This is a genomic window from Mycobacteriales bacterium (genome assembly GCA_035690485.1).
In the GTDB taxonomy this organism is placed as follows: domain Bacteria; phylum Actinomycetota; class Actinomycetes; order JAFAQI01; family DASSKL01; genus DASSKL01.
The window spans coordinates 117,996-143,939 of record DASSKL010000008.1 but is presented as its reverse complement, the minus strand read 5'-3'; the positions used below and the strand labels follow the sequence as shown (position 1 = coordinate 143,939).

Genomic DNA, 25,944 nt, shown 5'->3' with positions numbered 1-25,944 from the left:
CTGCGTCGTCGTGGACGTGAAGTCAGCGACATTCAGCTGCTAGCGATGTGCCGTGTCTGCTCGATCGCGCAGTTTACGGTCCTTGAGCAGCCGCGCCGCCGGTTCAGCGCCGCATGCTGCCCGCGGGCAGACGGCAACAGATCCGCAGGGCAGGTCAGCGGAGACCGTCAGCTGAGGGGTCAGGATCTCGATACGACTGAGTTGGATCTCGACTTCCTCCAGCACCGCAGGGGAATCCAGATTGTCGGTCGTTCTGACGGTTCGTGCCATCACCACGTCGCGAAACACCCCATCAGCGTCGGTGTCGCATCGAGGCGGAGCAGGTCGTAACCAGGCCGCGACGTTACCCAAGGAGGTTCGGCACGGAGGGGCGATCTCCAGTGGTCCGGCGCAAGCGACTTCGACAGCAAGGTCGAGATCGAGCACACTGTGACATAGGGAGCCACCATGATCCTTCTCGACGCTCCCACGGTTTACGGTTAGCTGATCGGCAACGTCCACCGTGATCTTCGGTCGTGGCAAAGCTCCTGCACAGAAACCGCATCCAAGCGCCTGGCCACTCTTGATGGTGACCACCGCCAGCATTTCGGTCCGCTCGGGGTCCGTGAAAATTGCCGCAGTCCGTGGTCAGTCCGCGACAACGCGGTCATTCGGGGACACCGGCGGATCTCGGTGGAGTCCGTGTTTGTGCAGGTCAGCGGCATGGCGGCGACGAAATAGCAGGTCAGAGCGTCAGGGGTCGGCGACCCCGGCTTACAGGCCGACTCGTCCGCCGCCCGGAAGACCCTCACACGACGCGCGGCCGGCCGCAAACAGATGGCGGAGATCACGCAGTCGGATGTTGCCGTCTGGCGGGCCACCAGTTGCGGTCCCCGACGAGGACGGCAGTGGATGGCACGAGCAGGGTGCGGACGATGAAGGTGTCGAGGAGAAGCCCGGCGGCGATGGTGAAACCGTTCTCGGCGAGGCCGATGACGGGTGACCCGATGAGTGCCAGGAAGCTGGTCGCGAAGATGAGGCCTGCGGCGGTGATGACTGCGCCGGTAGCGGTGACGGCCTGGGCCACGCCGGCAGGGGTGATGCTGCTGGCATTTTCGCGGAGTCGGCTCATCAGGAAGATGTTGTAGTCGGCGCCGACGGCGACGAGGATGACGAAGTCGATCACGGGGACGGTGAAGTCGATCCCGCGGCCGAGCCCGTGCTGGAAGACGAGAGTGGTCAGGCCCATCGCTGCGGCGTAGGACAGCACCACCGAGGCGAGCAGGTACAGCGGTGCGACGAGTGCCCGGAGCGTGAGCGCGAGGACGAGGAAGACCGCCAGGAGTACGGCGGCCATGACGAGCGGTGCGTCGGAGGCCAGGTAGCCGCGCAGGTCGGTGCCGAGCCCGGCAGCGCCGGTGGACATGATGGTGGCGTCAGCAAGCGGGGTGTGGCGCAAAGCGGTGCGTGCGGTGTCGCCGACCGCGGCGAACTGGTGCATCCCAGCGTCGCTGAGGGGGTCGGCAGCGGTGAGGATCTGTAGCCGGGTGGTGCGCCCGTCGGGGCTGATGAACAGCTGCCGGGCAAGGGCGAACCGTGGGTCGTGGAAGGCACGGGCCGGTAGGTAGAAGCCGCCGGCGTCCGGGGTGTCGGCGTGCCGGTTGACGTTGTGCAGATAGCTGGCGGCCGTGCCGAGACCACGGCCGAGCTGTCCGGTGACGGTGATGAGGCGGTCCAGCCCAGCGGGTAGCTGTGCGGCGCCGTTGGCGAGCACGCCGGCTCCGTCGGCGAGTTGGCCGAGTCGGTCCCGGAAGGCGCGTTGGCCGTCGGTGAGGCGCTTCGCGCCGTCGCGGGCCTGCACGAGGCCGGTGTACAGCCGGCGCAGGCCGTCGGCGAGCTGGGCGTTGCCGCCGGCGATCTGGCGGGCGGCGTCGGCCGCGCGTTGCAGGCCGGGGAGGAGCTGGGCGTGCTCGCCCTGGTAGATGGTGGTCAGGCCTTGTCGGGCGCCGTGGCAGATCGGGTCGGCCGTGCACAGCGGGTCGGCCGTGAGCTTGATCAGGATGAGGTGCAGCCCGGTGACCGCTTCGGCGGTCTGGTCATGGGCGGCTTGCAGGCCGGCGGCGAGCTGGGCTGCGCCCTGGGCGAGCTGGGTTGCGCCGGAGTGCGCCTTGTCGGTGCCGTCCGCCGCTTGGGTGAGCCCACTGGTCTCGGCGGACAGGCCGGTGATGAACAGGTCGACCGCGCCGGCTGCGCGGTCGGCGCCGTTGGACAGCTGTCCGGCGCCGGCTGAGAGCTGCCCGGCGCCGCTCGAGAGCCGGCTGATGCCGCCGGTTCCCTGCGACAGGCGCTGCTGGGCGGTGGCGAGCTGGTCGGCGATGGCGCCGACCTGGTGCGCCAGGCTGGCTTGCGGTATCGGCTTTCCGTTGGGTTCGGTGACGCTGCGTACTGCGGTGACACCCCGGACCTTGCTGATAGTGCGGGTGAGCTGCTCCAGCGTGGCGAGGTCGTGAGGGTTGCGCATGTCGTGCTGGGAGCTGATGAGCAGGTAGTCGGGGAGGACCTCGTTCGGTGGGAAGTGCGCGGCGAGTGCCTGCAGGCCGAGGTTGCTTGCTGTGCCGGCCGGTTGCAGGGCGCGTTCGTCGAAGGACAGGCGCAGGGTCGGCAGCCAGGCCGCCAGCGCGGCAAGCAGCATGATCCCGATGGCCAGGACCGCTGCCGGCCGGCGGGCGACGAGCGCGCCGGCGCGGGCCCATCTGCGTGCGCCGGTAGGCCGGCCGGCCACCCGTCGGCCCGCCCACGACAGCAGCACCGGGGTAAGGGTGAGGCTGACCAGTGCGGTGACCACGAGGGAGACGGCGATCGCCGGGCCGGTGGTGTTGAACAGCGACAGCCGGGCGAAGGCCATGCAGATACTGCCGAGCACGACCGTGGCGGCTGACGCCGCCAGTACCTTGCCGACCCGAGCGCCGGCGACCCGCACCGCGTCCGCCGGGTCGTCGCCAGCACGAAGCTGCTCCTGGAACCGGCTGATCAGGAACACGCTGTAGTCGGTGCCGGCGCCGAGCACGATCGCGGTGACGAACGCCTCGGTGAACGTCGACAGCGTCATCCCGTGCATGCCGAGCAGCCCGACCACCCCACGGGCGCAGACCAGCGCGACGCCGATGGTCGCGAGCGGGATCAGCGGCGTGAGCGGCCGACGGTAGATCGCCAGCAGGATGACGGCGAGCAGGCCGAGCGTGATGAGGGTGATCCGCCGGGCGTTGTCGTTCACCGCCTGGTTCAGGTCCGCGGCCATCGCCGGGTCTCCGGTGACGTACCAGGAGGCGCCAGATCGCAGCGGCGTCGCGTGAACGACCCGGCGCAGCCAGGTCACGTCGTCGTTCGCCTTCGGCGTGCCGACCGGATGCCGCAGGCCGACCGGGATGTAGGTGGCCTGTCCGTCGCGGCTGGTCAACGCCTGTCGCAACGCTGGCTGCGAGAGGTAGTCCTGCACCTCCGACACGCGCCGGTCGCCGCGCAGCCGGGCCACTACATCGGCGTACGCGTGGTCATCCGGCGGGCCGAGGCCGTCGCGGTCGACCAGAACCACGAACGCGAACGACTGCGCATCTCCAGAGCCGAAGGCGTCGTCCATGACTCTTAGCCCGTGCAGCGTCGGCGACGAGGCCGGCAGGAACGGCGCGCTGGACCGTGACACCACCTGCTCGAGCGACGGCACGCCCACCAGCAGCACGACTACCGCCACCAGCCAGAAACCGGCGGTCAGCCGCCGGCGCCGCACCGCAGCGGCCGTGACCACCCCGAACACGTCGTTGTGCGGCCGTCGCCCGGTTGTCGCTTTCAGCATGCGCATCACGACCATCTACAAGTTTGGACTCTCGGTACAAACTAACTGCGGTAAAGTCGTCTGCGCTAGCCAGGTCCCGCCGCGGAGGTTCGATGCGCCGTCTGCCCGCTGCGCTCGTCAGCCAGATCTACGCCGCGGCCGAGCCCATCGCGGACAACGGCCTCGACCAGACGAAGATCGACGACATCGCCGCGGCGACCGGCGTACCGAAAGCGACGCTGTACTACTACTTCACCGGCAAGGAGGAGATCCTCGCCTTCCTCCTCGCCGAGATGCTCAGCCTCATGGAGGGGCGGGTCGCAGTTGCCGCCGCCGGCGTCGGCACGGCCCGAGACCGGCTGGCCGCCGTGGTCGAGGCGCAGTTCAGCGTGATGTTCGACCACCCAGCCGTCTTCCGCGCGCTCATCGGCGAGCTCGGACGTGCCGGCCGCCTTCCCGGCATCGTCGTCGCCATCCGCGGCGCCTTCCACGTCCCCGTCGAGCATCTGCTCCGCGAAGGTGAAGCCGACGGCTCACTGCGCCACCTCGACGATCCCGCGGCAGCCTCCTCGGCCGTCTTCGGCGCCGTCACGCTCAACGCGCTGCAGCACCTGCTCGAACGCGACCAGGCCGATCCCAACGCCGTCGCAGCCGCGACGCTGGACGTCCTCATCACCGGCCTGCGTGCCACCGAACGCGGCCGGTCGCACCGCGGCCGGCCCACGACCCGGCGCACCAAGACGGGCGCATAACACGTTCCGAGGGTCGGCGGTGAACTGCACATCGAGGTGCGCCTTGTCCACGCCGCGATGGATTGAGCCGGCGGTGGTCCCAGCGACTGTGGGTCCATCCTGCCCGAGGCTCAGCCGACGGGCCGGGCGCGCGGCACCGAGTGGGTCCAGTCGGCCAGCAGCGCCCGGATCGCCGCGATGAAGGCGAGCGGCTGGTCGAGCAGCAGGTGGTGGTGAGCCTGCGGGATCTCGACGAACGGCGCGGTCCGCCCGAGCAGCTCGTTCATGTAGTCGATGACGTCTTCGGTGACGATCGCGCTGTATTGACCGTGCAGGACGGCGATGCGCCCGCGGATCTGCGCGAGGTAGTCGTGGGTGCCGCGTTGCGACGAGCGTTGACCGAAGACCCCCGGATCGAACTTCCACGACCAGCCGTCGGCCGTCTGCTTGAGCGAGTGCCGCGCGACGTGCTCGACGATGTAGTCGTTGCTGCACGGCTGCGGCGGGATCAAGTGGAAGTGGCGGACCGCTTCGTCGAGTGACGGGTAGACCTTGGGGTTGCGGAACGCTCGACCGCGCTGGCCCTCGTCGGTCTCCGGATCGGCCCGGCGCACGGGCGAGTCGACGACGATCGTGCCGGCCAGCCGCTCGCCGTACAGCGCCGCGGCGACGATCGAGACGAAGCCGCCCATGCTGTGCCCGATGACGATCGGTCGCGTCATGCCGAGATCGTCTGCGACTGCCATGACCTCCTCGGCCCACGTCTCCATCCCGTAGTCGGCGCGGTGCCCGCTGTCACCGTGGCCGCTGAGGTCGACCGCCGCGACGTGGTAGTCGTGCGTGAGCTGTGGCGCCAGGAAGCTCCACCAGTAGGCGTGCGCGGCGCCCCCGTGGACCAGCAACAGCCCGGGCGCGGAGCGGTCACCCCAGGACAGGTGGTGGATGCGGGCGCCTTCGACCTCCACGAAGCCGTCACGCGGGCGGGTGGCCAGCGCACTGGTGAACCACGTCGGCGGTTGCGTCGTAGCCTCCTGCACCGCGCCATCTTCTCCCAGCGTCGCAGGGGCATCGTCCGGCGGTCCACCTCGCCCATCGCACGAACGGCTGATCTGCGGCGGATACGGCCCGCGGCGGCCGGCACGCTGCTGAACTCGTCGTGCCATGACATTTCTGAGAGAGCGCGGGCGCCTGGTCCGGTCTGCCGGCGCCCTGCTGGTCACCGTGGTGATGTCTGCGGCGGCAGCCGGCTGCGCGCCCTCCGGCGGCGGCTTGCAGCAGATGGCTGCCCACTCGCCCGGGCCGACGCCGGCCGGCCTGGCGGCCCAGCCGACGGAATCGGCCGCGCCTGCCTCGCCCTCCGCCGGCGCCACCGACGCGCCGTCATCCGAGCCGACGAGTCCGGCTCCGCCTGCGGCCGCCCGGGGCGACGTGCTGCTCGACGGCGGCGCTGTAGTGCTTCCGGACCGTGCCTGGACGCCCGGGGCCGCCAACCCGCAGGTCACACAGGCGAACATTCACGCCACGATCTGCCGTACCGGCTTCACCTCGACCATCCGGCCCTCGTCGAGCTACACGACGAAGCTGAAGGAGCAGCAGCTCGCGTCCGGTTACGCCTTCCGGGGCGACACGTCGACGAGCGACTACGAAGAAGATCACCTCATTTCGCTCGAGCTCGGGGGCGCGCCGGCGGATCCGCACAACCTGTGGCCGGAGCCGTACGACGCGACCGACGGCGCCCGGGTGAAGGACCGGATCGAGAACAAGCTGCACGACCTTGTGTGCTCGGGCTCGCTGACGCTCGCCGCTGCGCAGCAGGCGATTGCGACCAACTGGTGGGACGCGTATCAGCGCTACGGCGGCGAGGGTTCCCCGACCGAGTGGGACGGCGCTTACGGCAGCGACGGCGGAGGGACGCCGACGACGACGAAGTCGGCCACGCCGGCACCCGGCGAGACCGCATCATCTGATCCCTCAGGCGCCACGGCGCAGTGTGTCGACGGGACCTACTCCTACTCGCAGCACCGATCGGGCACGTGTTCCCACCACGGTGGCGTCGCTCGGTGGATCCGTCCGCCACCGTCGTGACATTCGTGGTGGCGAGGGGTTGCGCTTAGGATCCGCCGCATGCAGACGAATGCAGCTAACGAGGAACTGGTTCGCGAGTTCTGCACGGCGTTCTCGCGTCGCGACGTCGACGAGCTTCTCGGCTATTTCGCCGACGACGCCGTCTACCACAACATCCCGCTGGCGCCGGCGCAGGGCAAGGACGCGATCAGGGCGACGCTGGAGACCTACGTCCCCGGCTCGCCCGAGATCGAGTTCGTCACGCACCACCTCGCCTCGGCGGGTGACGTCGTCTTCACCGAGCGGACCGACAAGATGACGTTCGGCGGGAAGCAGGTGACGCTGCCCGTCGCGGGTGTGTTCGAGATCCAGGACGGCAAGATCAAGGCTTGGCGCGACTACTTCGACCTGCAGCAGTTCATGAACCCGAGCTGACTGTCAGCACCCTGACGGACCGTCCGAAGACCGCACTGCGCGTCGTCTAGGGGAGCCCCGCGCGTCCGACCGCGACCTCTGTCGCCACGAGCAGCGCCTCCCGCGTGGAGGCTCGCTTCTTCGCGTCGGAGTCCGGCGCGCAGCACATCAGCAGCGTGGTGCCGTCCGGTCCGCCCAGCATGCAGGCGAAGACGTTGAGCCCCTCGGGTGCGCGCACCTCCTTGAGGATCCGGCCCCCTTCCTGCACCAGCACGCACCGGCCGCCGTAGGCGTCTGCCGACCAGATGCGGCCTTCCGCGTCCAGGGCACAGCCGTCGGGCGCGACACCGGGCAGCTCCGCCCACGTGCGGCGATCGGTGAGCGACCCGTCCGGCTGGATGCTGAATGCGCTGTAGCGGGCACCACCGGTTTCCCCGACGATCAGCGTGCACCCGTCCGGGGTGACGACGCTGCCGTTCGGAAACGCGAGGTCGGTGGCCGCGATCGCCGCCGTGCCGTCCGGGTCGACCCGCAACAACGAGGCCGTGGACGGCTCGCCGCCACCCCAGAGGTCGAAGCCGAAGTTGCCTATCCACGCCCGCCCCGATGCGTCGACCACCATGTCGTTGCAGGGGCCTCCGGCGTACGCCGACAGGTCGGCGACCTCCTGCAGGGCGGAGCCTGCACGCCGCAGGAGCCGGTGGTCCAGCATCGACACCACGAGCAACGAACCGTCCGGTGCCCAGCCGAGGCCGGACGGCTGCCCGGGGACGGAGGCCTCCTGACGTTCGTCACGGCCGTCGGCGTCGAAACTCAACACGGTGTGGCGGAAGAAGTCGGATACCCACCAGCGTCCGTCGTGCCAGCGTGGACCTTCGAAGAACGTGCCGCCGTCGATCAAGGTGCGCATGCCAGGCACCCTAGGACGCCGACGCCGCCGGCAGCACGGGCGGCGCTCGGCGATCGGTTCGACGGGGTCGTCAACCGGGGGCGTGATCTGTCCCTCGGACGAAGTGGTCGCCTTCGTCACGGGCTGATCGAGGCCAGCCCGACGGGGCTGCCCGGACGGGCGCGTCGAGCGCTACCGTGCGCTCATGCGTACGCGTGCGACCGACCTCGTCGGCATCGATGTCCCGATCTTCGGTTTCAGCCACTGCCGCGACGTGGTGGCGGCGGTCACCAACGCCGGCGGCATGGGCGTGCTCGGTGCCGTCGCGCACACCCCGGAGCAGCTCGACATCGATCTGAAGTGGATCGAGAACGAGGTCCACGGCAAGCCCTACGGCGTCGACCTGCTCGTGCCGGAGAAGTTCGCCGGCGCCGAGCAGGGTGGTCTCGACCGCTCCCAGCTGCAGAACCTCATGCCGGAGGAGCACCGCAAGTTCGTCGACGACCTGCTCGAGCGCTACGACATACCGCCCGCGCCAGACGGCTCCGGTTGGAGCGGTGTCGGCGCGATGCGCGTCGACCCGAAGAGCATGGCGCCGCTGCTGGACGTCCTCTTCGACCACGAGACCAAGCTGGTCGCGTCGGCGCTCGGCCCGCCGCCGGCCCACTTCATCGAGCGTGCACACGGCGCCGGTATCCCGGTGGCAGCTCTCGCGGGCAACGTGCACCACGCGGAGAAGCACGCGGCTGCGGGTGCCGACCTGATCGTCGCCCAGGGCACCGAGGCCGGTGGGCACACCGGCGAGATCGCCACGATGGTGCTGGTGCCCGAGATCGTCGACGCGGTCGACGCGCCGGTGCTCGCCGCCGGCGGGATCGGGCGTGGCCGCCAGCTCGCGGCCGGTATGGCGCTCGGCGCCGACGGCGTGTGGTGCGGGTCGGTCTGGCTGACCACCGAGGAGGCGGAGACTCCGCCGGCGGTCAAGGAGAAGTTCCTGCACGCGGGCCCGGGTGACACGGTCCGGTCGCGCTCCCTGACCGGTAAGCCCGCCCGCATGTTGCGCACCGCCTGGACCGACGAGTGGGAACGCGAGGACGGTCCGGGCACCCTGCCGATGCCGATCCAGCCGCTGCTCGTCAGCGACGCGATGCGACGCATCCACCGGGTCGCCGACAAGGCGGGCAGCGGCGGCCAGCAGCTCGTGACCTACTTCGTGGGCCAGGTCGTGGGCTCCATGAACACGGTCAAGCCCACCAAGCGCGTGGTGCAGGAGATGGTCGAGGAGTTCGTCGACACCATCGAGCGGCTCGGCGGCCTGCTCGAGGACTGACGGGCCAACGCCGCAGCGCCGGTGGTGAGCTACCGGCCGGCGCGGAGGTCAGCCGGTAGGCCGGATCGGTACCCGGATCAGCATGCTGCCTGCGTGCCGGAACGTCAGCCGCAGGTCGACCGCGCTTTCCCGCGCCGCGGCAGCGGGAAGATCGAGGACGACCGCTGACGGGCCGTGCAGGGTGATCGGTCCCTTGTCCAGCGCGGGGATCGTCACCGCGTCGACCGATCGCCCGCCGGAGCGCAGCTGCCCGCGCACGCCGTCGGGGCCACTCACCTGCTCGAGGGCGTCGCCCGTGTCGCCGTCGGAGCCGGCGGTCATCGTCAGCTGCGCGGTGCCGTCGGGGGCCACGTCGAGGAACGCGCCGACCACCCGCAGCAGACCCAGGCGGCCGGTGCCTCCGGTGGCCGCGAGGGTGCTGTCGTCGGTCGCCGGCGGTCGCTCGCCGGCGAGGACCTCGCGCAGGTCGCCCGCGAGACCGCCGACGGTCGTGGTCGCATCGTAGGCCAGCCGCGCCACGTCGTCGCGGCCGAAGACGTAGAGCGAGGCGGCGTGCTCGATGGAGTCGGGGTTGTCGGCCTGCTCGAGCACCGGCGCCGGCATCCCGAGATCGGTGTAGACGCGGGTGAGCTCGGCCCGCGTGCCGGTCAGGCCGCGGATGTCGGGGCTGAACCGCGCGAGCCAGCCGTGCAGCTGCGCCGGGGTGTCGCGGGCCGGGTCGGCCGTGACGAACACCGTCGCGATCCGGTCGCGGTCACTCGCCGGCAGCCGGTCGAGCGCGCGGGCCACCGTCGCCATGATCAGCGGGCACAGGTCCGGGCAGTGGGTGTAGCCGACGTACAGCAGCGTCACCTCGCCGTGGGTGCGGGCCCACAGGTCGTAGGGCTTGCCGCTGTCGTCAACCAGCTGCGCGTGCGGCCGGGGGACGGGGACGTCGAGCGGGAACCCGGCGAACGTCGGCGCGGGTGCCGGGCGGGCCGCCGCGGTGTTGTCGGTCGTCCCGCAGGCGGTCAGCGCGCCGGCGGCGAGCAGCACGCCGGCCAGAACGGCGCCGAGCAGCCGCCTCACGGTGTCGGCCCGTCCTCCGGCGTACGCCGCCGCCGGTAGGCGACCACGCCCGCGGCCGCCGCGGCCAACGCAGCCGCTACGCCGATGCCGACGAGGACATCGGTGTTGTCCCGGCGGGTGTGGGTGGCGTCGGCCGCCGGCGTCGGGCTGGCCGCGGGCGCGCCCTCGGACAGGCCGTGCATCCGGTAGGTCGTGGTCGCCGGACCCAGCGGTCCGTCGAGACTCAGGTGCACGGTCCACGTGCTGCTGCCCGGGTCCGGCAGGTCGTAGTAGTAGACGTTGGCCACCGACCTCGCCGTCACCGGGCCGACCGAACGGCTGCCGCCGGCGAGCGTGGCGCGCACGACCGCCCGCGCTCCGTCGGCGGGGCCGTCGTTGGCGTGGTCGAGCAGGATCAGCCGGTACTCGAGCTGGCCCGGAGCGGCGGCGGCGACTGCGTCGTAGGCGTAGACCTCGTAGTGGCCCGCCTCCCCTGCGTAGGCCGCACCGGCACCGCCGTGCGCCCATGCCGCCGCGGGGGCAGCCAGCACCGTGGCTGCCGACAGCGCGGCGACCAGGGGGACGCTGCGCATGGAGACTCCGCGGGCGACGGGTGGGCGTGGGACGGCGGGGGGCGCCGCAACCCACGCTAACTCGCGGATTCCGGGCCGGGGCCGGTGGTCAGACGATGCGGTAGGTCTGCACCGCGTGGGCGACGACGTTGCCGTCGGCGTCGGTGGCCGTGATCTCCGTGAACGTCAGCTCCTTGCCGCGGCGCACCGTGCGCGCGTGGCAGAGCAGGTCGGACTTCTTGCAGGCGCCGACGTACTGCACGCTCATCGAGATCGTCGCCGCGCGCATGCCCTTGTCGAAGTCGTGGTTGGACCAGGCAGCGGCCGCGCCCGCGGTGTCCAGGGCGGAGGCCACCACGCCCCCGTGGTAATAGGTGCCGTCGTTGGTCAGGTCCTCACGGAATGGCACCCGGAGCACCACGTCGTCGGGCTCGTAGTGGTCGAAGACGACGCCGAGTCCCTTGAGGAACGGTGTCTTCGGCATGTACTGGCTGACGGCCTGACGCCGGGCCCGCTGTTCCTCTTCCGTGAGCGCCACCCTGCCTCCTCAGTCCCGCAACGCGCGGGCGACGGCGCCGAACTCTTCCAGGGCCGCCGGGTCGCGCTGCCAGGCCATCCCGGCGAAGTAGAGGACGACCCGCGTTGCGACCCCGTCGTAACGGTCTCGCAGCTGCGCGGCCACGTCGGCCGCGTCGCCGACGACCACGAAGTGCTGCAGCAGCTCGTCGGGGATGACCGCGGCCATGCCGGGGATGTCGCCGGCCTTCTGCCGCTCGCGGATCCGGTCGGTCGTGCCGGGGTGGCCGAGCTGGTCGAACAGGCCTGCGTAGTTGGGCGTCGAGCCATAGAACGCGACCTGCATCCGCGCCATCTCGCGCCATCGCTGCTGCTCGTCACCACTCGTGCCGAGGGCGGTGAACGCGGGCACGATGACCTGCAGCCCAGCCGGGTCGCGGCCGGCCCGTGAAGCGCCCGCGGCCAACCGCGGCAGCACCGTCTCGCGCAGGTAGGTCGGGTTGTTGAGCGGGTGCACGTGCACGCCGTCGGCGACCTGCCCGGCCATCTCCAGCATCCAGGGGTTGACTGCCGCCACGTCGATCGGCGGGTCGGCAACCTCGATCGGCCCGGGCGACCACATCGCCGGCAACAGCGACAGGTCGTAGAACTCGCCGTGGTGCGCGAGCGCGTCGCCGCGGAAGCCGCGGAAGCAGGCCCGGACCGCCTGGACGTACTCCTTCAGCCGCGGTCCCGGGTGGTCGAACTCCGCGCCATAGCGCCGCTCGATGTGCGCCCGCACCTGGGTGCCGAGCCCGAGCCGGAAGCGCCCGCCGGTCAGCTGGGCGAGCTCCCACGCGACCTGCGCCGTCACCATCGGGCTGCGCGGGAACGCGACCGCGATGCCGGTCGCCAGGTGCAGGTCGGTGGCCAGCGCGGCTGCGGCGCAGGACAGGTACGCCGTACGTCCAGCCTCGGTCACCACGAGGCCGGAGAAGCCGGCGCGGGAGGCGTCGACCGCGAGCCGCTGCACGTCGCGCAGCGGACCCGCCGTCACCATCATGTCGACCTGCATCGGCTACTCCGGGCTCGTGCGCTTCGTCGCCGCGACCCGCGGCTTGATCGGGCCGAGGGCGCCGGCCATGCCGGCACCGACGACGACGACGAACCGTGGGCCGTGGTCGAGCCCCGCACTGACCATGGCGGCAGCGTAACGACCGCCGATCGACTCATTCGGTTGGCGGCGGGTCGAACGTCACGTCGACGTTCTCGAAGCCCTTGTAGCGCTCGCTGCGCGCGTAGGAGGTGTAGACGGACACGTCGGCGCGCGTCAGCTCGACGTCATCGGTGAACGGTGTCAGCAACGATCGCGGCCACAGCCGATCGTGGAGTACGACGTTGAGCTCGGCGGAGAGGACGACGACCATCGCCTCGAGGTAGATCCATGCGATCAGGCCGAGCACCAGCCCGAACACGCCGTAGACCTCGCTCGCGTGCCGCAGCTTGTGGCTCAGGTAGTAGGTGCCCGCCGACTGCAGGATCTGCCAGCCGAGCGCAGCGACGAACCCGCCGAGCGCGACCTCCCTGGTCTGCAGCGTCTTGGCGGTGAGGACCTGGAAGGCGCCGACGAACAACGCGACGTTGACCAGGAACGCGAACACCAGAGCGGCGATGCGCACCCAGAAGCCCAGCTGTCCACCGAAGGCGTGCGCGTCGGTCGTCATCGCCGACAGCCCGGTGGTGACGAGCACGCCGGTGCCGAGCAGTACCAGCAGCAGCAGGCTGCGCAGCCGGGAGGTGAACGGGTTGGGCTGCTTGTTGCGCGGCACGGCGTAGATGCGGTTGAAGACGGCCTGCGCGGCCTGGGTGACGCCGAGTCCGCCGTACAACGTGCCGACGATGCCGACGACGAGCCCGGCACCGCTGCCCTTGTAGGCCGAGATGTTGTGCTCGATCTGGGGTCCGACGATCGGGAAGTCGGAGAGCGCCGAGTGCACGAGCGTGTGCTGCAGGCTCGGGTTGCCCTGCAGCACGAAGCCGAGCACGGTGGCGAACAGCAGCAGCAGCGGGAACAGGGACACGAAGCCGTAGTAGGTGATGATCGCGGCGAGGTGCGGCCCGCGGTCGTCGTAGAACTTGTAGACGACGGCAAGCGAGAAGCCCGCCCACGGGTGCCGGCGCTGGAAGCCGTCGACCCGTTCCGCGACGCTCATGGGTAGGACCTACCCCCGAGACCGCACGGTGCTACTCGGTGGACAGCTCCTGCAGGGCCGTGCAGTGCGGGCAGTGCGCCCGGCGCGGACGCGAAGGGGAGTTGGCGAAGAGCAGGAGCGGCACCACGCCGTGGCAGGAATGGCACAGCACGCCCAGGGCCTGCAACGCGGGACCGCCGCCGTCGGGCGCCCGGGGCGTGTCGGCCTTCGGCCCCACGCTCGGGTAGGTCGACACCGAGCGGTCGGGCATTCGCGTCATAACTGGATGCCTCACCGCATGTCCTACTAGGTAGGTGTTCTGACAAGTCATTACGGTAACCGGGTCGGTGACCGCGTCAGTCACCCAGTTGGCGCAATGATCGTCCCTGTTCGCTGGGCCGTCCAACCGCCCATTGCCGTGGCAAGTGCAGCAATGCGGGACATGTTCGCCGGTGCGGGAGGGGCGGCACCTCGCTAGGTTGCAGGCCATGAGCACCCCGACCCGGTTGCGGCAGGTGGCGCTGGCGGCCCGCGAGCTCGCGCCGGTCGCCGGCGCACTGCAGCGCGAGCTCGACTTCGGCGCGCCGTTCCACGATCCGGGCGTCGGCCACTTCGGGCTCGAGAACTCCGTGTTCGCCGTGGGCGACACGTTCCTCGAGGTGGTCGCCCCGGTGCAGGACGGCACCACCGCGGGCCGTTACCTCGACAAGCGCGGGGGCGACAGCGGCTACATGGCGATCTTCCAGGTGCCCGACCTCGGAGCGGCGCGACGGCGGGTCGACGGGCTCGGCGTGCGGGTCGTCTGGGAGACCTCGCTGCCGGACATCGCGAGCATGCACCTGCACCCGAAGGACGTGCCCGGCGCGATCGTGTCGCTCGACGCGGTCGACCCACCCGGGTCCTGGCGCTGGGGCGGGCCGGCCTGGACCGCGGTCGTGCCGGAGCACCAGTCGGGCGGCCTGCGCGGCATCGTCGTGCGCGCGCAGGACCCGACGACCGTCGCGCGGCTGTGGGCCGACCTGCTCGACGTGCCCGTGACCGGCGGCGACACCCCGGCGATCGCGTTGGACGGAGGCCGGCAGCTGCTGCGGTTCATCCACGTCGGCAGCCCCGATGACGAGGGGATCAGCGAGGTCACCGTCACCCGGCCGGGCGCGGTCGCTCGGTCGGTCGAGATCGGCGGGGTGACGTTCCACATCCAGAGCGCAGAGGAGTAGCGGCGTGCGCGAGATCGACACCGGCACCATGGATCTGCTGGCCCGCGTGGAGGACGGCGTCGCCGTGCTCACGATGAACCGGCCCGAGCGCCGCAACGCTCTGTCCGGCGACATGCTCGACGCGATGGGTCGCGTGCTCGCCGCGGCGGAGGTCGACGACGAGGTCGGCTGCGTCGTGCTGACCGGTGCCGGCGGCGCGTTCTGCGCCGGCGGCGACGTGAAGAACATGGCCTCGGGCGGCGGCGACAGTGTGCCCTTCGACGTCCGCGTGCACCGGCAGCGGCTGAGCCAGCGGGCCACCAGCGGCCGACTGTGGGAGATGCCCAAGCCGACCATCGCGGCGATCCCCGGGGCGGCGGCCGGCGCCGGCCTCTCGCTCTCGCTCGCGTGCGACCTGCGGTACGCCGTACCCGGCGCGGTCCTCACCACGGCGTTCGCCCGTGTCGGGTTCGCGGGCGACTACGGCGGCACGTGGTTCCTGACCAGGCTGGTCGGACCGGCCAAGGCCAAGGAGCTCTACTACTTCTCCGAGCGCATCGACGCGGAGCAGGCCCGGGCGCTGGGCATCGTCAACGACGTGCTCGGCGCGGACGGCTTCGAGGCAGAGGTGCTGCGCCGGGCCAAGCGGCTGGCCGCCGGGCCGCGAGTCGCCTACCGCTACATGAAGGAGAACCTCGAACGGGCGGTCCACGGCGAGCTCGGTGAGTGCCTCGACATGGAGGCCGCGCACCACCTGCGCACCGGGCTCACCGACGACCACCGGGAGGCCGCGAAGGCGTTCGTCGAGAAGCGGGAACCCGTGTTTCGAGGCCGATAGGCCTCGAAGCAAAGTCTTCGGCCGCGGCCGGCAGGGGTCATGACAACGGGCTTCGCCGCGACCCGCGGACCTTGTATGATCTCCGCAGGTCATGAGCGTCAGCGCCAAGCCCCGGCTCGCTGACCGGCAACCCTCCACCGCGGTGGGGTGCCCCGGGTGATGACCGGGCCGGTCGTGACGTGCGACCGGCAAGCGCGGGCCTCGCGCGGATGCGGCAGCCCGCACTGGACCGATGTGCGGCCCGGCCGCACCGACGACGCAAGGAGCACGATGTCCGAGTCAGGGTGGAGTTTCGATACCCGCCAGATCCACGTGGGAGCGGTGCCCGATCCCACGACCGGCGCCCGCGCGGTGCCCATCTACCAGACGACCGCTTTCAGCTTCCGCGACACCCAGCACGCTGCCGACCTGTTCTCGCTGGCCGAACCCGGCAACATCTACACGCGGATCATGAACCCGACCCAGCAGGTGGCCGAGGAGCGCATCGCCAGCCTCGAGGGTGGCGTCGGCGCGCTGCTCGTCGCCTCGGGTCAGGCCGCGACGACGACCGCGCTGCTCAACGTCGCCGAGAACGGTGACCACGTCGTGGCGTCGTCGAGCCTCTACGGCGGCACCTACAACCTGTTCCACTACACGTTCCCGAAGCTCGGGGTCGAGGTCTCGTTCGTCGAGGACCCGGACAGCCTCGACGCGTGGCGGTCTGCGGTGCGGCCCAACACGAAGGCGTTCTTTGCCGAGACGATCGGCAACCCGAAGATCGACGTCCTCGACATCGAGGGTGTCGCCGGGGTGGCCCACGAGGCCGGCGTACCGCTCATCGTCGACAACACGGTGGCGACGCCCTACCTCATCCGCCCGATCGAGCACGGCGCCGACATCGTCACCCACTCGACGACGAAGTTCATCAGCGGCCACGGCACGGTCATCGGCGGTGCCGTGGTCGACGGCGGGAAGTTCGACTTCGGCAAGGACAAGCAGCGCTTCCCCGGCTTCAACACGCCGGACGAGAGCTACCACGGCCTCGTCTACTGGGACGCGCTCGGCCAGGGCTCCTACATCGCGAAGGCCCGGGTGCAGCTGCTGCGTGACCTCGGCGCGGCGATCTCGCCGTTCAACGCCTGGCTGCTCCTGCAGGGCCTCGAGACGCTGTCGTTGCGCATGGAGCGGCACGTGTCCAATGCGAAGGCGGTCGCCGAGTGGCTGACCACCCGCGACGAGGTCGACGAGGTCTTCTACGCGGGCCTGCCGTCGTCGCCGTGGTACGCCAACGCGCAGAAGTACGCGCCGAAGGGGCCGGGCTCGATCGTGTCGTTCGAGATCAAGGGCGGGGTGGACGCCGGGCGCCGGTTCGTCGACGCGCTCGAGCTGCACAGCCACGTCGCCAACATCGGCGACGTGCGCAGCCTCGTCATCCACCCGGCCAGCACGACGCACTCGCAGCTGACCGCGGAGGAGCAGGCGACGACCGGCGTCACGCCGGGCCTGGTCCGGCTGTCGGTCGGCATCGAGGGCATCGACGACATCAAGGCCGACCTCGAGGCCGGCTTCCGGGCCGCCAAGTCCGCGTAGCGCCGCCCTTGACGACCCCGACCGGTCGCTTCGACCCGGGCCTGCCTCCCGCCAGCGCCGCCTGGCGGGAGGGGGACCCGGTCGGACATCGGCAGTTCGTGGATCTGCCCGGACCGGTGACGCTCGAGGCCGGCGGCACGCTGCCGTCGGTCCGGGTCGCCTACGAGACCTGGGGCGAGCCCAACGCCGACCGGTCCAACGCGGTGCTCGTGGCGCACGCGCTGACCGGTGACAGCCACGTGACCGGTCCGGCCGGTCCCGGCCACCCGACCGCCGGCTGGTGGGACAGCCTCGTCGGTCCCGGCAAGGCCATCGACACCGACCGGTGGTGGGTCGTGGCCCCGAACGTCCTCGGCGGTTGCCAGGGCACGACGGGGCCGGCGTCGCCGGCACCGGACGGCCGCCCCTGGGGGAGTCGCTTCCCCTTCGTCACCGTGCGAGACCAGGTCGCGGTCGAGGCGGGTCTCGCTGACGCTCTCGGCGTCGGCAGCTGGGCCACGGTCGTGGGCGGTTCGATGGGCGGCATGCGGTCGCTCGAGTGGGCCGTCACCTATCCCGACCGGCTGCGGTCGGCCGTCGTGCTCGCATGCGGGGCTTACGCGACGGCCGAGCAGATCGCGCTCTGCGCCGCCCAGATCCAGGCGGTGCGGGCCGATCCGCGCTTCCGGGGTGGCGACTACTACGACGCGCCACCCGGTGAGGGGCCGCACCTCGGCCTCGGCATCGCCCGGCGGATCGCGCACATCTCCTACCGCTCGGAGTCGGAGCTCGCCGAGCGGTTCGGTCGCGTGCCGCAGGCGCAGGAGGATCCGTTCGGTGGCGGCCGGTTCTCGGTCGAGTCCTACCTCGATCATCACGCCGACAAGCTGGCGCGCCGCTTCGACGCCAACACCTACGTCGTGCTCAGCAACGCGATGAACTCCCACGACGTCGGTCGGGACCGCGGCGGCGTGGAGGCGGCGCTGTCCCGGGTCAAGGCGCCGACGTTCGTCGCCGGCATCGACAGCGACCGGCTCTACCCGCTCTACCTGCAGCAGGAGATCGCCGCCGGGATCGCAACCTGCCCGGGCCTCGAGGTCGTGCACTCGCCCTACGGTCACGACGGGTTCCTGCTCGAGTTCGAGGCGGTGGGGCAGCTGGTCGAGGAGGCCCTGGCCGCGGCCGGCCTGCCGACGTCCAACGGCTCGGGGCTGCAGCGCTCGGCGTGAGCCCCGGCCGCCCCGAAAACCCTGTAACACCGATCAAATCGTCGGGTCCCCGGCATTACGGTCAGCGGCTGTCAGGGGGGAGCGACCGGGGTTAGGGTCCAGCGCATCGGAGGTGTGCATGGGCGAGTCCGACAGCGGGACGCTGCGCTGGGTCGTGCGGGTCGTGCTGGCCGCGGCATCGGTCGCCGCCGCGGCGGCTCACTTCTCAGTGACCGGTGAGCACTTCCACGAGTACTGGCTGTTCGGCGTCTTCTTCCTGGTTTGCGCGTGGTTGCAGGTCTCGTGGGCGGTCGCGCTGGTCGTGCAACCGCGCCGCTGGGTGCTTGCCGGCGGCGTCGTACTGCAGCTGGGGATCGTGGCCGTCTGGGTGCTCAGCCGGGCACATGGCGTCCCCGTCGGTCCCGACGCCTCGACCGCTGAACCGGTCGGCTGGCTCGACACCCTGACCACAGCCCTCGAGGTGCTGTGTGCCGCCGGCGCGTTGGGCCTGCTGCGCTTCCGGTGGCGCCGTCCGCTGGCCGCTGTGCTGCGGGTGCAGATCGCGACGCTCGCGGTCTTCGCGGTCATGGCCTCCACCAGCGCCGCGCTCGCCCTGGCCCCCTCGGAGTCCCACCACGGCGGCATGGACATGGGCGCCGCCGATACGGCTTCGGCCACGCTCCACCTGCGAGTGCCGACGACCTCGGCCGCCGGCGACATCAGGCTGCCCATCTCGATGGAGATGGACGAGGGCATGAAGATGGTCACCTCCATGTGCCAGGAGGTGCCCTCGCGGCAGCAGCAGGAGCAGGCCCGCACGTTGGTAGACCAGACGGTGGCGGCGGACAGCAAGTACGCCAGTCTCGCCACCGCGAAGGCGGACGGCTTCGTGCCCATCACGCCGAGCGGCCTGCCCGTCGTGCACTACATGAAGCTGGCCAACTTCGTCGCCAACATGCGCACCGGCGACCCGCTGACCCCCGACGCACCGGCCAGCCTCGTCTATGCCAACACGCCCAAGGGTGCCGTGCTCGTGGCGGTCATGTACATGATGGGACCGGGAGCGAACCAACCGCCGGCGACCGGTGGCTGCCTGGTGCAGTGGCACGTGCACACCAACCTCTGTCTGTCAGGCGTCGACGTCGTGGCGTTGCAGGACGCGCAGGGACGTTGCCCGCGCGGCCTGTCGTCGCAGGTGACGCCGCCGATGACGCACGTCTGGATGGTGCCGATCCCCGACGGCCCGCTCGGCGGCGTGAACGACGCCGACGCGGTGCGGGCTGCGGAGAAGGTGTCCAACCCCAACGGACCTGGCTCGGTCGCCTGACGGCACCCTCATGGGGTGACGATCGACGAGCCGGTGGGAGTCGGGCCGCATCCGCCGCCCTGGCCTGACGATCCGCGGCTCGACCCAGCGCTCCTGGAATCCGGTGACGCGCGCAACGTCGCCGACCGCTACCGCTACTGGTCGCACGCGGCGATCGTCGCCGACCTGGACGCGCACCGGCACCCGTTCCACGTGGCGATCGAGAACTGGCAGCACGACTTCAACATCGGTGCCGTCGTCCGCAACGCCAACGCGTTCCTCGCCGACGCCGTGCACGTCGTCGGACGGAGACGCTGGAACCGCCGCGGCGCGATGGTGACCGATCGCTACCAGCACGTGCTGCACCACGCGACGATCGACGCGCTGGCCGACTGGGCGGCTGCGCGTGACCTGCCGCTCCTCGGTGTCGACAACTTGCCGGGGTCGGTCTCGCTGACGGCGTACGACGTGCCGCGGCGGTGCATCCTGCTGTTCGGTCAGGAGGGGCCGGGCTTGTCATCTGCTGCCCGCGATGCGGTCGAGGTCGTGCTGCACATCCCGCAGTACGGGTCGACGAGGTCCATCAACGCGGGGGTCGCGTCGGGCATTGCGATGTACGAGTGGGTACGCCGCCACGCCTGATCGTCAGTCGGCGTCATTCCTTCGGCGCCGTCAGCCGCCGAAGTCGGGCAGCGTCAGGGACCCGTCGTCGGCAAGGGTGAAACCCGGGTTGTGAGCGATCTCCCAGGCATGACCGTCGGGATCGGTGAAGTAGCCGGCATAGCCGCCGTAGAACGTGTCCTGTGCCGGCTTGGTGATGGTCGCACCGGCCTCGCGGGCTGCTGCCATGACTTCGTCGACCGCTTCACGGCTACGCACGTTGTGCGCCAAGGTGATGCCGCCGAAGCCACCGCCGCCGCTGTCGTCTACGCCCGCGTCGCCGGCCAGCTTGGCCCGCGACCACAAGACGAGGGCCATGCCGCCGGCTTGCACGAAGTAGGTCTCCTCGACCTCCTGGCCCTGCCACCCGAGCGCGTCGTAGAACGCACGTGACCTGGCCAGGTCGGCGACGCCGAGAGTGACGAGGCTGATCCGTGGCTCCACGTGCGCGACGCTACTGCGATCAGGCCGTACGAGGGTCAGGCGCCGGCGAGGCGCTCCACCACTGGCGCGAAGGCCGCCATCGAGTCGCTGAACACGACCCAGTAGCTGAAGCCCCAGCGTTCGCGGCGCTGCTGGAGCGTCTCGCAGATCTCGTCGACCGTGCCGACGACGACGATCGGTACGTCGAGCGCCTCCTCCGGCGAGACCCCGAAGACGCCGGCCATCGAGTCGACGACACCCGGCCGGTCGTCGGTCACCACGACGAAAGACGTGTGGCACTGCAGCTCGAGGTCCTCGAACCGGTCACCGGCCGCGTCCTTCACCCACTGCACGCGCTCGTCGAACTTCGGCGCGATGGCCGCCGCGGCTGCGGCCCGGTCCGCCGCGCCCGACCGCAGCGAGGTGTTGAACCCGATGATGTCGGCTTCCCGCGCGGCGATCGACAGCACGCGCTTCGACCCCCCGCCGACGACGATCGGCGGGTGCGGCCGCGTGAAGGGCCTCGGGTGCGAGACGGCGCCGGCCAGTGTGTAGTGCTCGCCCTTGAAGTCGACCGGCTCCCCGGACCACAGTCGCTTGAGGATCCGCAGGCTCTCCTCCATGCGATCGACGCGGGTCCCCGGGTCGTCGTACGCAATGCCGGACTGCTCGTAGTCGGTCTTCATCCAGCCCGCACCGAGCCCGAACTCCACCCGCCCCTCGGTGGCCAGGTCGAGCGTCGCCACCTCCTTGGCGAGCTCCATCGGGTGGCGGAAGTCGTTGTCGAGCACCAGCCAGCCGACGCGGATGCGCTCGGTCGCCTCGGCCGCCAGCGTTAGTCCGACCAGCGGCCCCCACTGCTCGCCGAAGTGGTCGGGCAGGTAGTAGGTGGAGTACCCCATCGACTCGGCGTCGCGAGCGCGTTGCCGCCAGGTGGTGATGTCCGGGGCGTGGCTGGTCTGCACGGCGAACCTGAAGGGGCGCATGCGGCAGCGTAGCGACGCCACGGTCGCACCTTCCGGGTCAGTGCCCGCTGCGGCTCACGTGCTGGTAGTCGGGCGTGTTCCACACGCCGCCCCATCCCCAGCCCTGGTCGGTGAAGGCACGCAAGGCGACGCTGCCGGGTGTGATCATGCCGGGCCGGATGCGCGAGCGGTCGGCGTACGCCGTCGCCCCGGGCGGCGTCACCGTGCTGCCCTCCACGTAGGGGTTCTCGAAGGGATCTATGTCGATGGCCGTTCCGTAGGCGTGTTCCGACCAGTGCGGCGGCCCGGACGTGACCGCGTCGCGACAGTTGAACGACGAGGTGTTGTCGGCGGCCACCGACGCGTCGTCGCTGCCGCCGTAGGCGTCGATAGGCACCATGAGGCGGATCGGGAAGCGCGCGTCGTACAGCCGCTCGAACGCCCGCACCACGACCGGCACCACGTCGGCGGCAACGATCAGTGTGCCGGTGTGGGCAGCCCCGTCGAACCCCCAGTAGACGAGCCGCAGGCGGCGCAGCTGGTCCGGCCCGACCGGGCAACCCGCGTGCCAGGAGTGCGGCAGGTCCGCGGCCGTCACGGAGCCTGACGTCCAGGCGTACGGCGGGAGAGCGGCCGGCCGGGGCGCGGAGGCAGCCGGCGGGCTCGGAGATGTCGACGTGGAAGCTGCGGTCGGGGACGGCGAGGTCCCGCACGCCGTGAGGGCGGTCCCCAAAACGAGGGCGGCGACCACCCGCGCCGGTACTCGCCCTCGCATGCCTCCATCATGGGCCGCAGCCTTCAGAGAGGGAGCCTCATGGCGCCACGCCCGATGCGACCCGACGACCTGTACCTGCTCGGGACGGCGGGCGATCCGCAGCTGTCCGCCGACGGCACGCACCTCGCCTGGGTCCAGACCCGGATGGATCGAGAGACCGACAAGGCGCAGACCTCGATCTGGGTCGCGCCGGTCGACGGGTCGGAGCCGCCGCGGGCGTTCACCGACGGGCCGTCCGATCACAGTCCCCGCTGGTCGCCGGACGGCCGCTGGGTGGCCTATGTCTCGATCACCGAGGAGGGCAAGCCGGGCCAGCTGTGGCTTGCTCCGCTCCGGGGCGGCGCCCCGACCGCCGTCACGAGTCATGACGGCGCGGTCAGCCAGCCGGCCTGGTCGCCGGACTCGACCCGGATCGCCTACGTCACCGCGACCGACCTGCCGAAACCGGTCGCGGAGCGTACGCCGGTCGAGAAGGCGGCGCCGCGCGTGGTGCGGGGCCTCGCGGCACGGCTCGACAACGTCGGCTGGCAGGACGGGCGGCGGCACGTGTTCGTCCTCGACGTCGCCAGTGGGGAGACCCGACAGCTCACGAAGGGTGACTGGCACGACGACATGCCGGCGTGGTCCCCGGACGGTTCGGCGGTCGCCTTCGCCTCGGACCGTGATGCCGGTCGCGACGACCGCCAGGCCCAGACCGACGCGTGGGTCGTCGCGTCGACCGGCGGCCGGCCCCGACGGCTCACCCGCAACTGGGGGCGGGCGGCGTTCCCGTCGTTCTCACCGGACGGGCGAAAGATCGCGTTCATCGGTCACGCCACGGCCGCGGGCATGTGGAGCGGCGACCAGAAGCTGTTCGTCGTCGACGTGGACGGCGGCGAGCCGGAGCAGGTGGCGCCACACCTCGACCGGCCGGTCACCGGGCCCATCGCCGGACCGGTGGCGCCGTTCGCCTGGACCGGCGACGGCTCGCTGGTGTTCCTCGTGACCGACGCCGGGGCGACCGGGCTGCGCCGCGCCGCGCCCGGCGGTGGTGACGCCACCGTCGTGGTGGCTGGCGATCGCCAGGTCGACGGCCTCTCCGTCGGCGCCGAGATCGTGGCGTTCAGCGCGGTGTGGCCCGATGCGCCGAGCGAGATCTACGTCGCCCGCTTCGATGGTGGCGACGAGCGCATGGTGAGCCGCGTCAACGACGAGTTCCGCGCGCAGATCCGGCTCAGCCCGGTGCAGCGGTCGTCGGTGACCACCGACGACGGTTGGGAGATCGAGTACTTCCTCATCCGGCCGCCGGCCGCTGCCAAGAAGCGACTACCGCTGCACCTGGAGATCCACGGCGGCCCGCACGGGGTGCATCCCGGTGGCCGGCACCTCGCCAACCTGCAGTCGGTCGCTGCCGCCGGTCATCTCGTGCTGCTGCCGAACCCGCGCGGAAGCATGAGCTACGGGCAACGGTTCACCGAGGCCTGCGTCGGGGACTGGGGCGGGCGCGACTACGGGGATCTCATGGCCTGCGTCGACGACGTCGTCGAGCGCGGGCTCGCCGACCCTGAGCAGCTGCACGTCGGCGGCTACTCCTACGGCGGGTTCATGACCAGCTGGATCGTCGGGCACACCGACCGCTTCCGCAGCGCCGTCGTCGGCGCCCCCGTCCTCGACCAGACCAGCATGCTGGGGACCACCGACGTCCACGAGTTCGCGCTGCACCAGCTCGGCGGAGACCCGTGGCGCCAGGCTGCCGTGTTCGCCGAGCGCTCACCGCTGACCTACGTGCCGCAGGTGCGCACGCCCGTGCTCATCCAGCACTGGGAGGGAGACCTGCGCTGCCCGATCGGGCAGTCCGACGAGCTGTACGCCGCACTGACTCTGCACGGCGTCGAGGTGGAGTACGTGCGCTACCCCGGCGGCTCACACGTCAGCCGGACGCCCTCGCAGGCGATCGACCAGGTCACCCGGGTCATCGACTGGCACGCCCGACACTGAGCGGCGGGGCGCGAGGCAGGTCGGTCGATCAGTCGACCAGGGCCTGGTAGACGAGCTGGCGCAGCTCGGGCCGGATCGGGTAGGTGCTCGACGGCATCAGCTGCGTCAGGAAGATGACCGTCAGCTCCTCTGCCGGGTCGACCCAGAAGGCGGTCGAGGCCAGCCCACCCCAGTGGTACTCGCCCCGGCTGCACAACCCCTTCACCTCGGCCGGGTCGTCGACGACCCCGAACCCGAGCCCGAAGCCGATGCCCTTGGACCCGGTCTCCGCGTTGATCGGCCGGCCGTAGGTCTCGATGTCGACGCCGCCGGGCAGCTGGTTGCGGGTCATGTAGGCGACCGTGCGGGTGCCGAGCAACCGGGTGCCGTCGAGCTCGCCGCACCCCAGCAGCATCTGCGTGAACCGGTGGTAGTCGGCGGCGGTGGAGATCAGGCCCCCGCCACCCGCCAGCAGCCGGGGCGGGCGGGTAGCCGTGCGGCCCATCGCGTCGTGGCGCACCTTCTCGCGCTGCCCGGCGGGCACGGCGTACAGCGCCCCGAGCCGGTCCTGCTCCGCCTCCGGCACGTGGAACGCCGTGTCGGTCATGCCGAGGGGCGAGCAGATGCGTTCGGCGAAGAACCGGTCGAGCGACATGCCCGACGCGACCTCGATGACGCGACCGAGCACGTCGGTGGACACGGAGTAGTTCCACTCCGAGCCGGGCTGGAACTGCAGGGGCAGCGCCGCCCAGCCGTCGCACGCCGCCGCGAGGTCCATGCCGGGTGGCGCCCCGAACTCGTAGCCCGCCGCCCGGTAGATCGCGTCGACGGGGTGCACGTAGTGGAAGCCGTAGGTGAGCCCGGACGTGTGGGTCAGCAGGTGCCAGATGCGCACCGGCTCGACGGCGGGCACGGTGACCGGCTTGCCCGACGAGCCGCCGGTGTAGACCCGGACGTCCGCGAAGGACGGGATGAACCGGCTCACCGGATCGGTCAGCTGGAACGCGCCCTCCTCGTAGAGCATCATCGCGGCGACCGACGTGATCGGCTTCGTCATCGAGTAGATGCGGAAGAGGGTGTCCTCCTCGACCGGCAACGCCGACTCGACGTCGCGCTGGCCGTAGGTCGACAGGTGCGCGATCTTGCCCGCGCGTGAGACCAGCACCAGCCAGCCGGGCAGCCGACCGTCGTCCACGTAGGTCCGGAAATGCGCGTCGATTCGCTGCAACCGTTGCGGATCGAAGCCCACCTCGTCGGCGTCGACATCGACCTTCAGCCCGGTCATGCAGCCTCCCAGCGCGCGCGAAGGCGCCCAGGCTACTCGCCGGGTCCGAGGAAGCGAGCGGTCTGCAGGTTTCCCGGCAGCGGGCCGGACAGGCTGCCGGTGAGCTCGTAGCGCACGGGCCCCGCGACCGGGTCGTGCAGCGTGCACTTCCGCTCGCCGGCCGGGAACGACACCTGGGCACCGGCCAGCGGCCCGTCGACGCAGACAACGCGCACGAAGTCCACGCCGGCAGCGTACGGTCC

Annotated in this window: 27 protein-coding genes and 1 riboswitch; of the genes, 11 read left to right on the top strand and 16 right to left on the bottom strand. The window is 71.0% G+C overall.

Going from position 1 to position 25,944, the window contains the following annotated elements:
* Positions 1 to 39: 39 nt before the first annotated feature.
* Positions 40 to 288, bottom strand: a complete 249-nt coding sequence (locus tag VFJ21_01710; GenBank protein HET7405840.1) for a hypothetical protein — start codon at positions 286 to 288, stop codon at positions 40 to 42.
* A gap of 538 nt (positions 289 to 826) precedes the next feature.
* Positions 827 to 3,829 carry an MMPL family transporter gene (locus tag VFJ21_01705; protein HET7405839.1) on the bottom strand — a complete coding sequence of 1,001 codons (3,003 nt, stop codon included), beginning with the start codon at positions 3,827 to 3,829 and terminating at the stop codon, positions 827 to 829.
* Between the two features lie 92 nt (positions 3,830 to 3,921).
* Here VFJ21_01705 and VFJ21_01700 point away from each other — a divergent pair, with 92 nt between their 5' ends.
* A complete protein-coding gene (locus VFJ21_01700; protein ID HET7405838.1) occupies positions 3,922 to 4,560 on the top strand; it encodes a TetR/AcrR family transcriptional regulator in 639 nt (212 codons plus the stop codon).
* 110 nt (positions 4,561 to 4,670) lie between these two features.
* Here VFJ21_01700 and VFJ21_01695 read toward each other — a convergent pair whose 3' ends face one another.
* Positions 4,671 to 5,576: an alpha/beta hydrolase gene (locus VFJ21_01695; GenBank protein HET7405837.1), complete on the bottom strand. Its 906-nt coding sequence runs from the start codon at positions 5,574 to 5,576 to the stop codon at positions 4,671 to 4,673.
* A gap of 124 nt (positions 5,577 to 5,700) precedes the next feature.
* On the opposite strand from VFJ21_01695, the gene VFJ21_01690 reads away from it, so the two are divergent.
* Positions 5,701 to 6,624 (top strand): DUF3761 domain-containing protein, encoded by a 924-nt coding sequence (locus VFJ21_01690; GenBank protein HET7405836.1) that lies wholly within the window; start codon positions 5,701 to 5,703, stop codon positions 6,622 to 6,624.
* A 39-nt stretch (positions 6,625 to 6,663) separates the two neighbouring features.
* The gene (locus VFJ21_01685; protein HET7405835.1) at positions 6,664 to 7,038 is read left to right on the top strand and encodes a limonene-1,2-epoxide hydrolase family protein; all 375 of its coding nucleotides are present in this window, start codon (positions 6,664 to 6,666) and stop codon (positions 7,036 to 7,038) included.
* A 46-nt stretch (positions 7,039 to 7,084) separates the two neighbouring features.
* Here the strand turns inward: VFJ21_01685 and VFJ21_01680 are convergent, their stop codons facing one another.
* A complete protein-coding gene (locus VFJ21_01680; GenBank protein ID HET7405834.1) occupies positions 7,085 to 7,927 on the bottom strand; it encodes an SMP-30/gluconolactonase/LRE family protein in 843 nt (280 codons plus the stop codon).
* A gap of 184 nt (positions 7,928 to 8,111) precedes the next feature.
* Between VFJ21_01680 and VFJ21_01675 the strand changes: the two genes are divergently transcribed.
* A complete protein-coding gene (locus VFJ21_01675; protein HET7405833.1) occupies positions 8,112 to 9,236 on the top strand; it encodes a nitronate monooxygenase in 1,125 nt (374 codons plus the stop codon).
* Between the two features lie 48 nt (positions 9,237 to 9,284).
* Here the strand turns inward: VFJ21_01675 and VFJ21_01670 are convergent, their stop codons facing one another.
* The 7 genes from VFJ21_01670 to VFJ21_01640 all read right to left on the bottom strand — a co-directional run bounded on the left by VFJ21_01670 (position 9,285) and on the right by VFJ21_01640 (position 13,822).
* Positions 9,285 to 10,304, bottom strand: a complete 1,020-nt coding sequence (locus VFJ21_01670) for an SCO family protein (GenBank protein ID HET7405832.1) — start codon at positions 10,302 to 10,304, stop codon at positions 9,285 to 9,287.
* Positions 10,301 to 10,876 carry a hypothetical protein gene (locus VFJ21_01665; protein ID HET7405831.1) on the bottom strand — a complete coding sequence of 192 codons (576 nt, stop codon included), beginning with the start codon at positions 10,874 to 10,876 and terminating at the stop codon, positions 10,301 to 10,303. The genes VFJ21_01670 and VFJ21_01665 overlap by 4 nt, the downstream gene beginning before the upstream one ends.
* 88 nt (positions 10,877 to 10,964) lie before the next feature.
* Positions 10,965 to 11,393: a PaaI family thioesterase gene (locus VFJ21_01660; protein HET7405830.1), complete on the bottom strand. Its 429-nt coding sequence runs from the start codon at positions 11,391 to 11,393 to the stop codon at positions 10,965 to 10,967.
* Positions 11,394 to 11,402: 9 nt separating this feature from the next.
* Positions 11,403 to 12,425, bottom strand: a complete 1,023-nt coding sequence (locus tag VFJ21_01655) for a TIGR03617 family F420-dependent LLM class oxidoreductase (GenBank protein HET7405829.1) — start codon at positions 12,423 to 12,425, stop codon at positions 11,403 to 11,405.
* 3 nt (positions 12,426 to 12,428) lie between these two features.
* Positions 12,429 to 12,551, bottom strand: coding sequence for a hypothetical protein (locus VFJ21_01650; GenBank protein ID HET7405828.1), 123 nt, complete (start codon positions 12,549 to 12,551; stop codon positions 12,429 to 12,431).
* Between the two features lie 28 nt (positions 12,552 to 12,579).
* A complete protein-coding gene (locus VFJ21_01645; GenBank protein ID HET7405827.1) occupies positions 12,580 to 13,563 on the bottom strand; it encodes a YihY/virulence factor BrkB family protein in 984 nt (327 codons plus the stop codon).
* Between the two features lie 31 nt (positions 13,564 to 13,594).
* On the bottom strand, positions 13,595 to 13,822 hold the full coding sequence (locus VFJ21_01640; GenBank protein ID HET7405826.1) for a hypothetical protein: 228 nt from the start codon (positions 13,820 to 13,822) through the stop codon (positions 13,595 to 13,597).
* Between the two features lie 208 nt (positions 13,823 to 14,030).
* Here VFJ21_01640 and VFJ21_01635 point away from each other — a divergent pair, with 208 nt between their 5' ends.
* From VFJ21_01635 to VFJ21_01610, 6 genes are all read left to right on the top strand, one after another.
* A complete protein-coding gene (locus tag VFJ21_01635; GenBank protein ID HET7405825.1) occupies positions 14,031 to 14,759 on the top strand; it encodes a hypothetical protein in 729 nt (242 codons plus the stop codon).
* Between the two features lie 4 nt (positions 14,760 to 14,763).
* Positions 14,764 to 15,576: an enoyl-CoA hydratase-related protein gene (locus VFJ21_01630; GenBank protein HET7405824.1), complete on the top strand. Its 813-nt coding sequence runs from the start codon at positions 14,764 to 14,766 to the stop codon at positions 15,574 to 15,576.
* Positions 15,577 to 15,663: 87 nt separating this feature from the next.
* Positions 15,664 to 15,777: riboswitch (SAM riboswitch) on the top strand.
* Positions 15,778 to 15,846: 69 nt separating this feature from the next.
* The gene (locus VFJ21_01625; protein HET7405823.1) at positions 15,847 to 17,145 is read left to right on the top strand and encodes a bifunctional o-acetylhomoserine/o-acetylserine sulfhydrylase; all 1,299 of its coding nucleotides are present in this window, start codon (positions 15,847 to 15,849) and stop codon (positions 17,143 to 17,145) included.
* Between the two features lie 41 nt (positions 17,146 to 17,186).
* The gene (locus VFJ21_01620; protein ID HET7405822.1) at positions 17,187 to 18,353 is read left to right on the top strand and encodes a homoserine O-acetyltransferase; all 1,167 of its coding nucleotides are present in this window, start codon (positions 17,187 to 17,189) and stop codon (positions 18,351 to 18,353) included.
* 118 nt (positions 18,354 to 18,471) lie between these two features.
* Complete coding sequence (locus VFJ21_01615) at positions 18,472 to 19,659, top strand: hypothetical protein (GenBank protein HET7405821.1); 1,188 nt, start codon at positions 18,472 to 18,474, stop codon at positions 19,657 to 19,659.
* Positions 19,660 to 19,674: 15 nt separating this feature from the next.
* The gene (locus VFJ21_01610; protein ID HET7405820.1) at positions 19,675 to 20,280 is read left to right on the top strand and encodes a TrmH family RNA methyltransferase; all 606 of its coding nucleotides are present in this window, start codon (positions 19,675 to 19,677) and stop codon (positions 20,278 to 20,280) included.
* 30 nt (positions 20,281 to 20,310) lie between these two features.
* On the opposite strand, the gene VFJ21_01605 is transcribed toward VFJ21_01610, so the two are convergent.
* Genes VFJ21_01605 through VFJ21_01595 form a run of 3 tightly spaced genes read right to left on the bottom strand, consistent with a single transcriptional unit; the run spans position 20,311 to position 22,284 of the window.
* On the bottom strand, positions 20,311 to 20,742 hold the full coding sequence (locus VFJ21_01605) for a VOC family protein (protein ID HET7405819.1): 432 nt from the start codon (positions 20,740 to 20,742) through the stop codon (positions 20,311 to 20,313).
* A gap of 35 nt (positions 20,743 to 20,777) precedes the next feature.
* The gene (locus tag VFJ21_01600) at positions 20,778 to 21,707 is read right to left on the bottom strand and encodes a TIGR03621 family F420-dependent LLM class oxidoreductase (GenBank protein ID HET7405818.1); all 930 of its coding nucleotides are present in this window, start codon (positions 21,705 to 21,707) and stop codon (positions 20,778 to 20,780) included.
* Between the two features lie 37 nt (positions 21,708 to 21,744).
* Complete coding sequence (locus VFJ21_01595) at positions 21,745 to 22,284, bottom strand: M15 family metallopeptidase (protein HET7405817.1); 540 nt, start codon at positions 22,282 to 22,284, stop codon at positions 21,745 to 21,747.
* 216 nt (positions 22,285 to 22,500) lie between these two features.
* Between VFJ21_01595 and VFJ21_01590 the strand changes: the two genes are divergently transcribed.
* Complete coding sequence (locus VFJ21_01590; GenBank protein ID HET7405816.1) at positions 22,501 to 24,438, top strand: S9 family peptidase; 1,938 nt, start codon at positions 22,501 to 22,503, stop codon at positions 24,436 to 24,438.
* 28 nt (positions 24,439 to 24,466) lie between these two features.
* Here the strand turns inward: VFJ21_01590 and VFJ21_01585 are convergent, their stop codons facing one another.
* The gene (locus VFJ21_01585) at positions 24,467 to 25,702 is read right to left on the bottom strand and encodes a serine hydrolase domain-containing protein (GenBank protein ID HET7405815.1); all 1,236 of its coding nucleotides are present in this window, start codon (positions 25,700 to 25,702) and stop codon (positions 24,467 to 24,469) included.
* 32 nt (positions 25,703 to 25,734) lie between these two features.
* Positions 25,735 to 25,926: a hypothetical protein gene (locus tag VFJ21_01580; GenBank protein ID HET7405814.1), complete on the bottom strand. Its 192-nt coding sequence runs from the start codon at positions 25,924 to 25,926 to the stop codon at positions 25,735 to 25,737.
* Positions 25,927 to 25,944: the final 18 nt, after the last annotated feature.

Excerpts from the sequence above, each read along its gene's own strand:
- VFJ21_01650 (HET7405828.1), bottom strand. The coding sequence starts at position 12,551 with ATGGTCAGTGCGGGGCTCGACCACGGCCCACGGTTCGTCGTCGTCGTC.
- VFJ21_01585 (HET7405815.1), bottom strand. The coding sequence starts at position 25,702 with ATGACCGGGCTGAAGGTCGATGTCGACGCCGACGAGGTGGGCTTCGAT.
- VFJ21_01675 (HET7405833.1), top strand. The coding sequence starts at position 8,112 with ATGCGTACGCGTGCGACCGACCTCGTCGGCATCGATGTCCCGATCTTC.
- VFJ21_01700 (HET7405838.1), top strand. The coding sequence starts at position 3,922 with ATGCGCCGTCTGCCCGCTGCGCTCGTCAGCCAGATCTACGCCGCGGCC.
- VFJ21_01635 (HET7405825.1), top strand. The coding sequence starts at position 14,031 with ATGAGCACCCCGACCCGGTTGCGGCAGGTGGCGCTGGCGGCCCGCGAG.
- VFJ21_01615 (HET7405821.1), top strand. The coding sequence starts at position 18,472 with ATGGGCGAGTCCGACAGCGGGACGCTGCGCTGGGTCGTGCGGGTCGTG.
- VFJ21_01600 (HET7405818.1), bottom strand. The coding sequence starts at position 21,707 with ATGCGCCCCTTCAGGTTCGCCGTGCAGACCAGCCACGCCCCGGACATC.
- VFJ21_01625 (HET7405823.1), top strand. The coding sequence starts at position 15,847 with ATGTCCGAGTCAGGGTGGAGTTTCGATACCCGCCAGATCCACGTGGGA.
- VFJ21_01705 (HET7405839.1), bottom strand. The coding sequence starts at position 3,829 with ATGCTGAAAGCGACAACCGGGCGACGGCCGCACAACGACGTGTTCGGG.
- VFJ21_01640 (HET7405826.1), bottom strand. The coding sequence starts at position 13,822 with ATGACGCGAATGCCCGACCGCTCGGTGTCGACCTACCCGAGCGTGGGG.
- VFJ21_01690 (HET7405836.1), top strand. The coding sequence starts at position 5,701 with ATGACATTTCTGAGAGAGCGCGGGCGCCTGGTCCGGTCTGCCGGCGCC.
- VFJ21_01645 (HET7405827.1), bottom strand. The coding sequence starts at position 13,563 with ATGAGCGTCGCGGAACGGGTCGACGGCTTCCAGCGCCGGCACCCGTGG.
- VFJ21_01680 (HET7405834.1), bottom strand. The coding sequence starts at position 7,927 with ATGCGCACCTTGATCGACGGCGGCACGTTCTTCGAAGGTCCACGCTGG.
- VFJ21_01685 (HET7405835.1), top strand. The coding sequence starts at position 6,664 with ATGCAGACGAATGCAGCTAACGAGGAACTGGTTCGCGAGTTCTGCACG.
- VFJ21_01655 (HET7405829.1), bottom strand. The coding sequence starts at position 12,425 with ATGCAGGTCGACATGATGGTGACGGCGGGTCCGCTGCGCGACGTGCAG.
- VFJ21_01665 (HET7405831.1), bottom strand. The coding sequence starts at position 10,876 with ATGCGCAGCGTCCCCCTGGTCGCCGCGCTGTCGGCAGCCACGGTGCTG.
- VFJ21_01590 (HET7405816.1), top strand. The coding sequence starts at position 22,501 with ATGGCGCCACGCCCGATGCGACCCGACGACCTGTACCTGCTCGGGACG.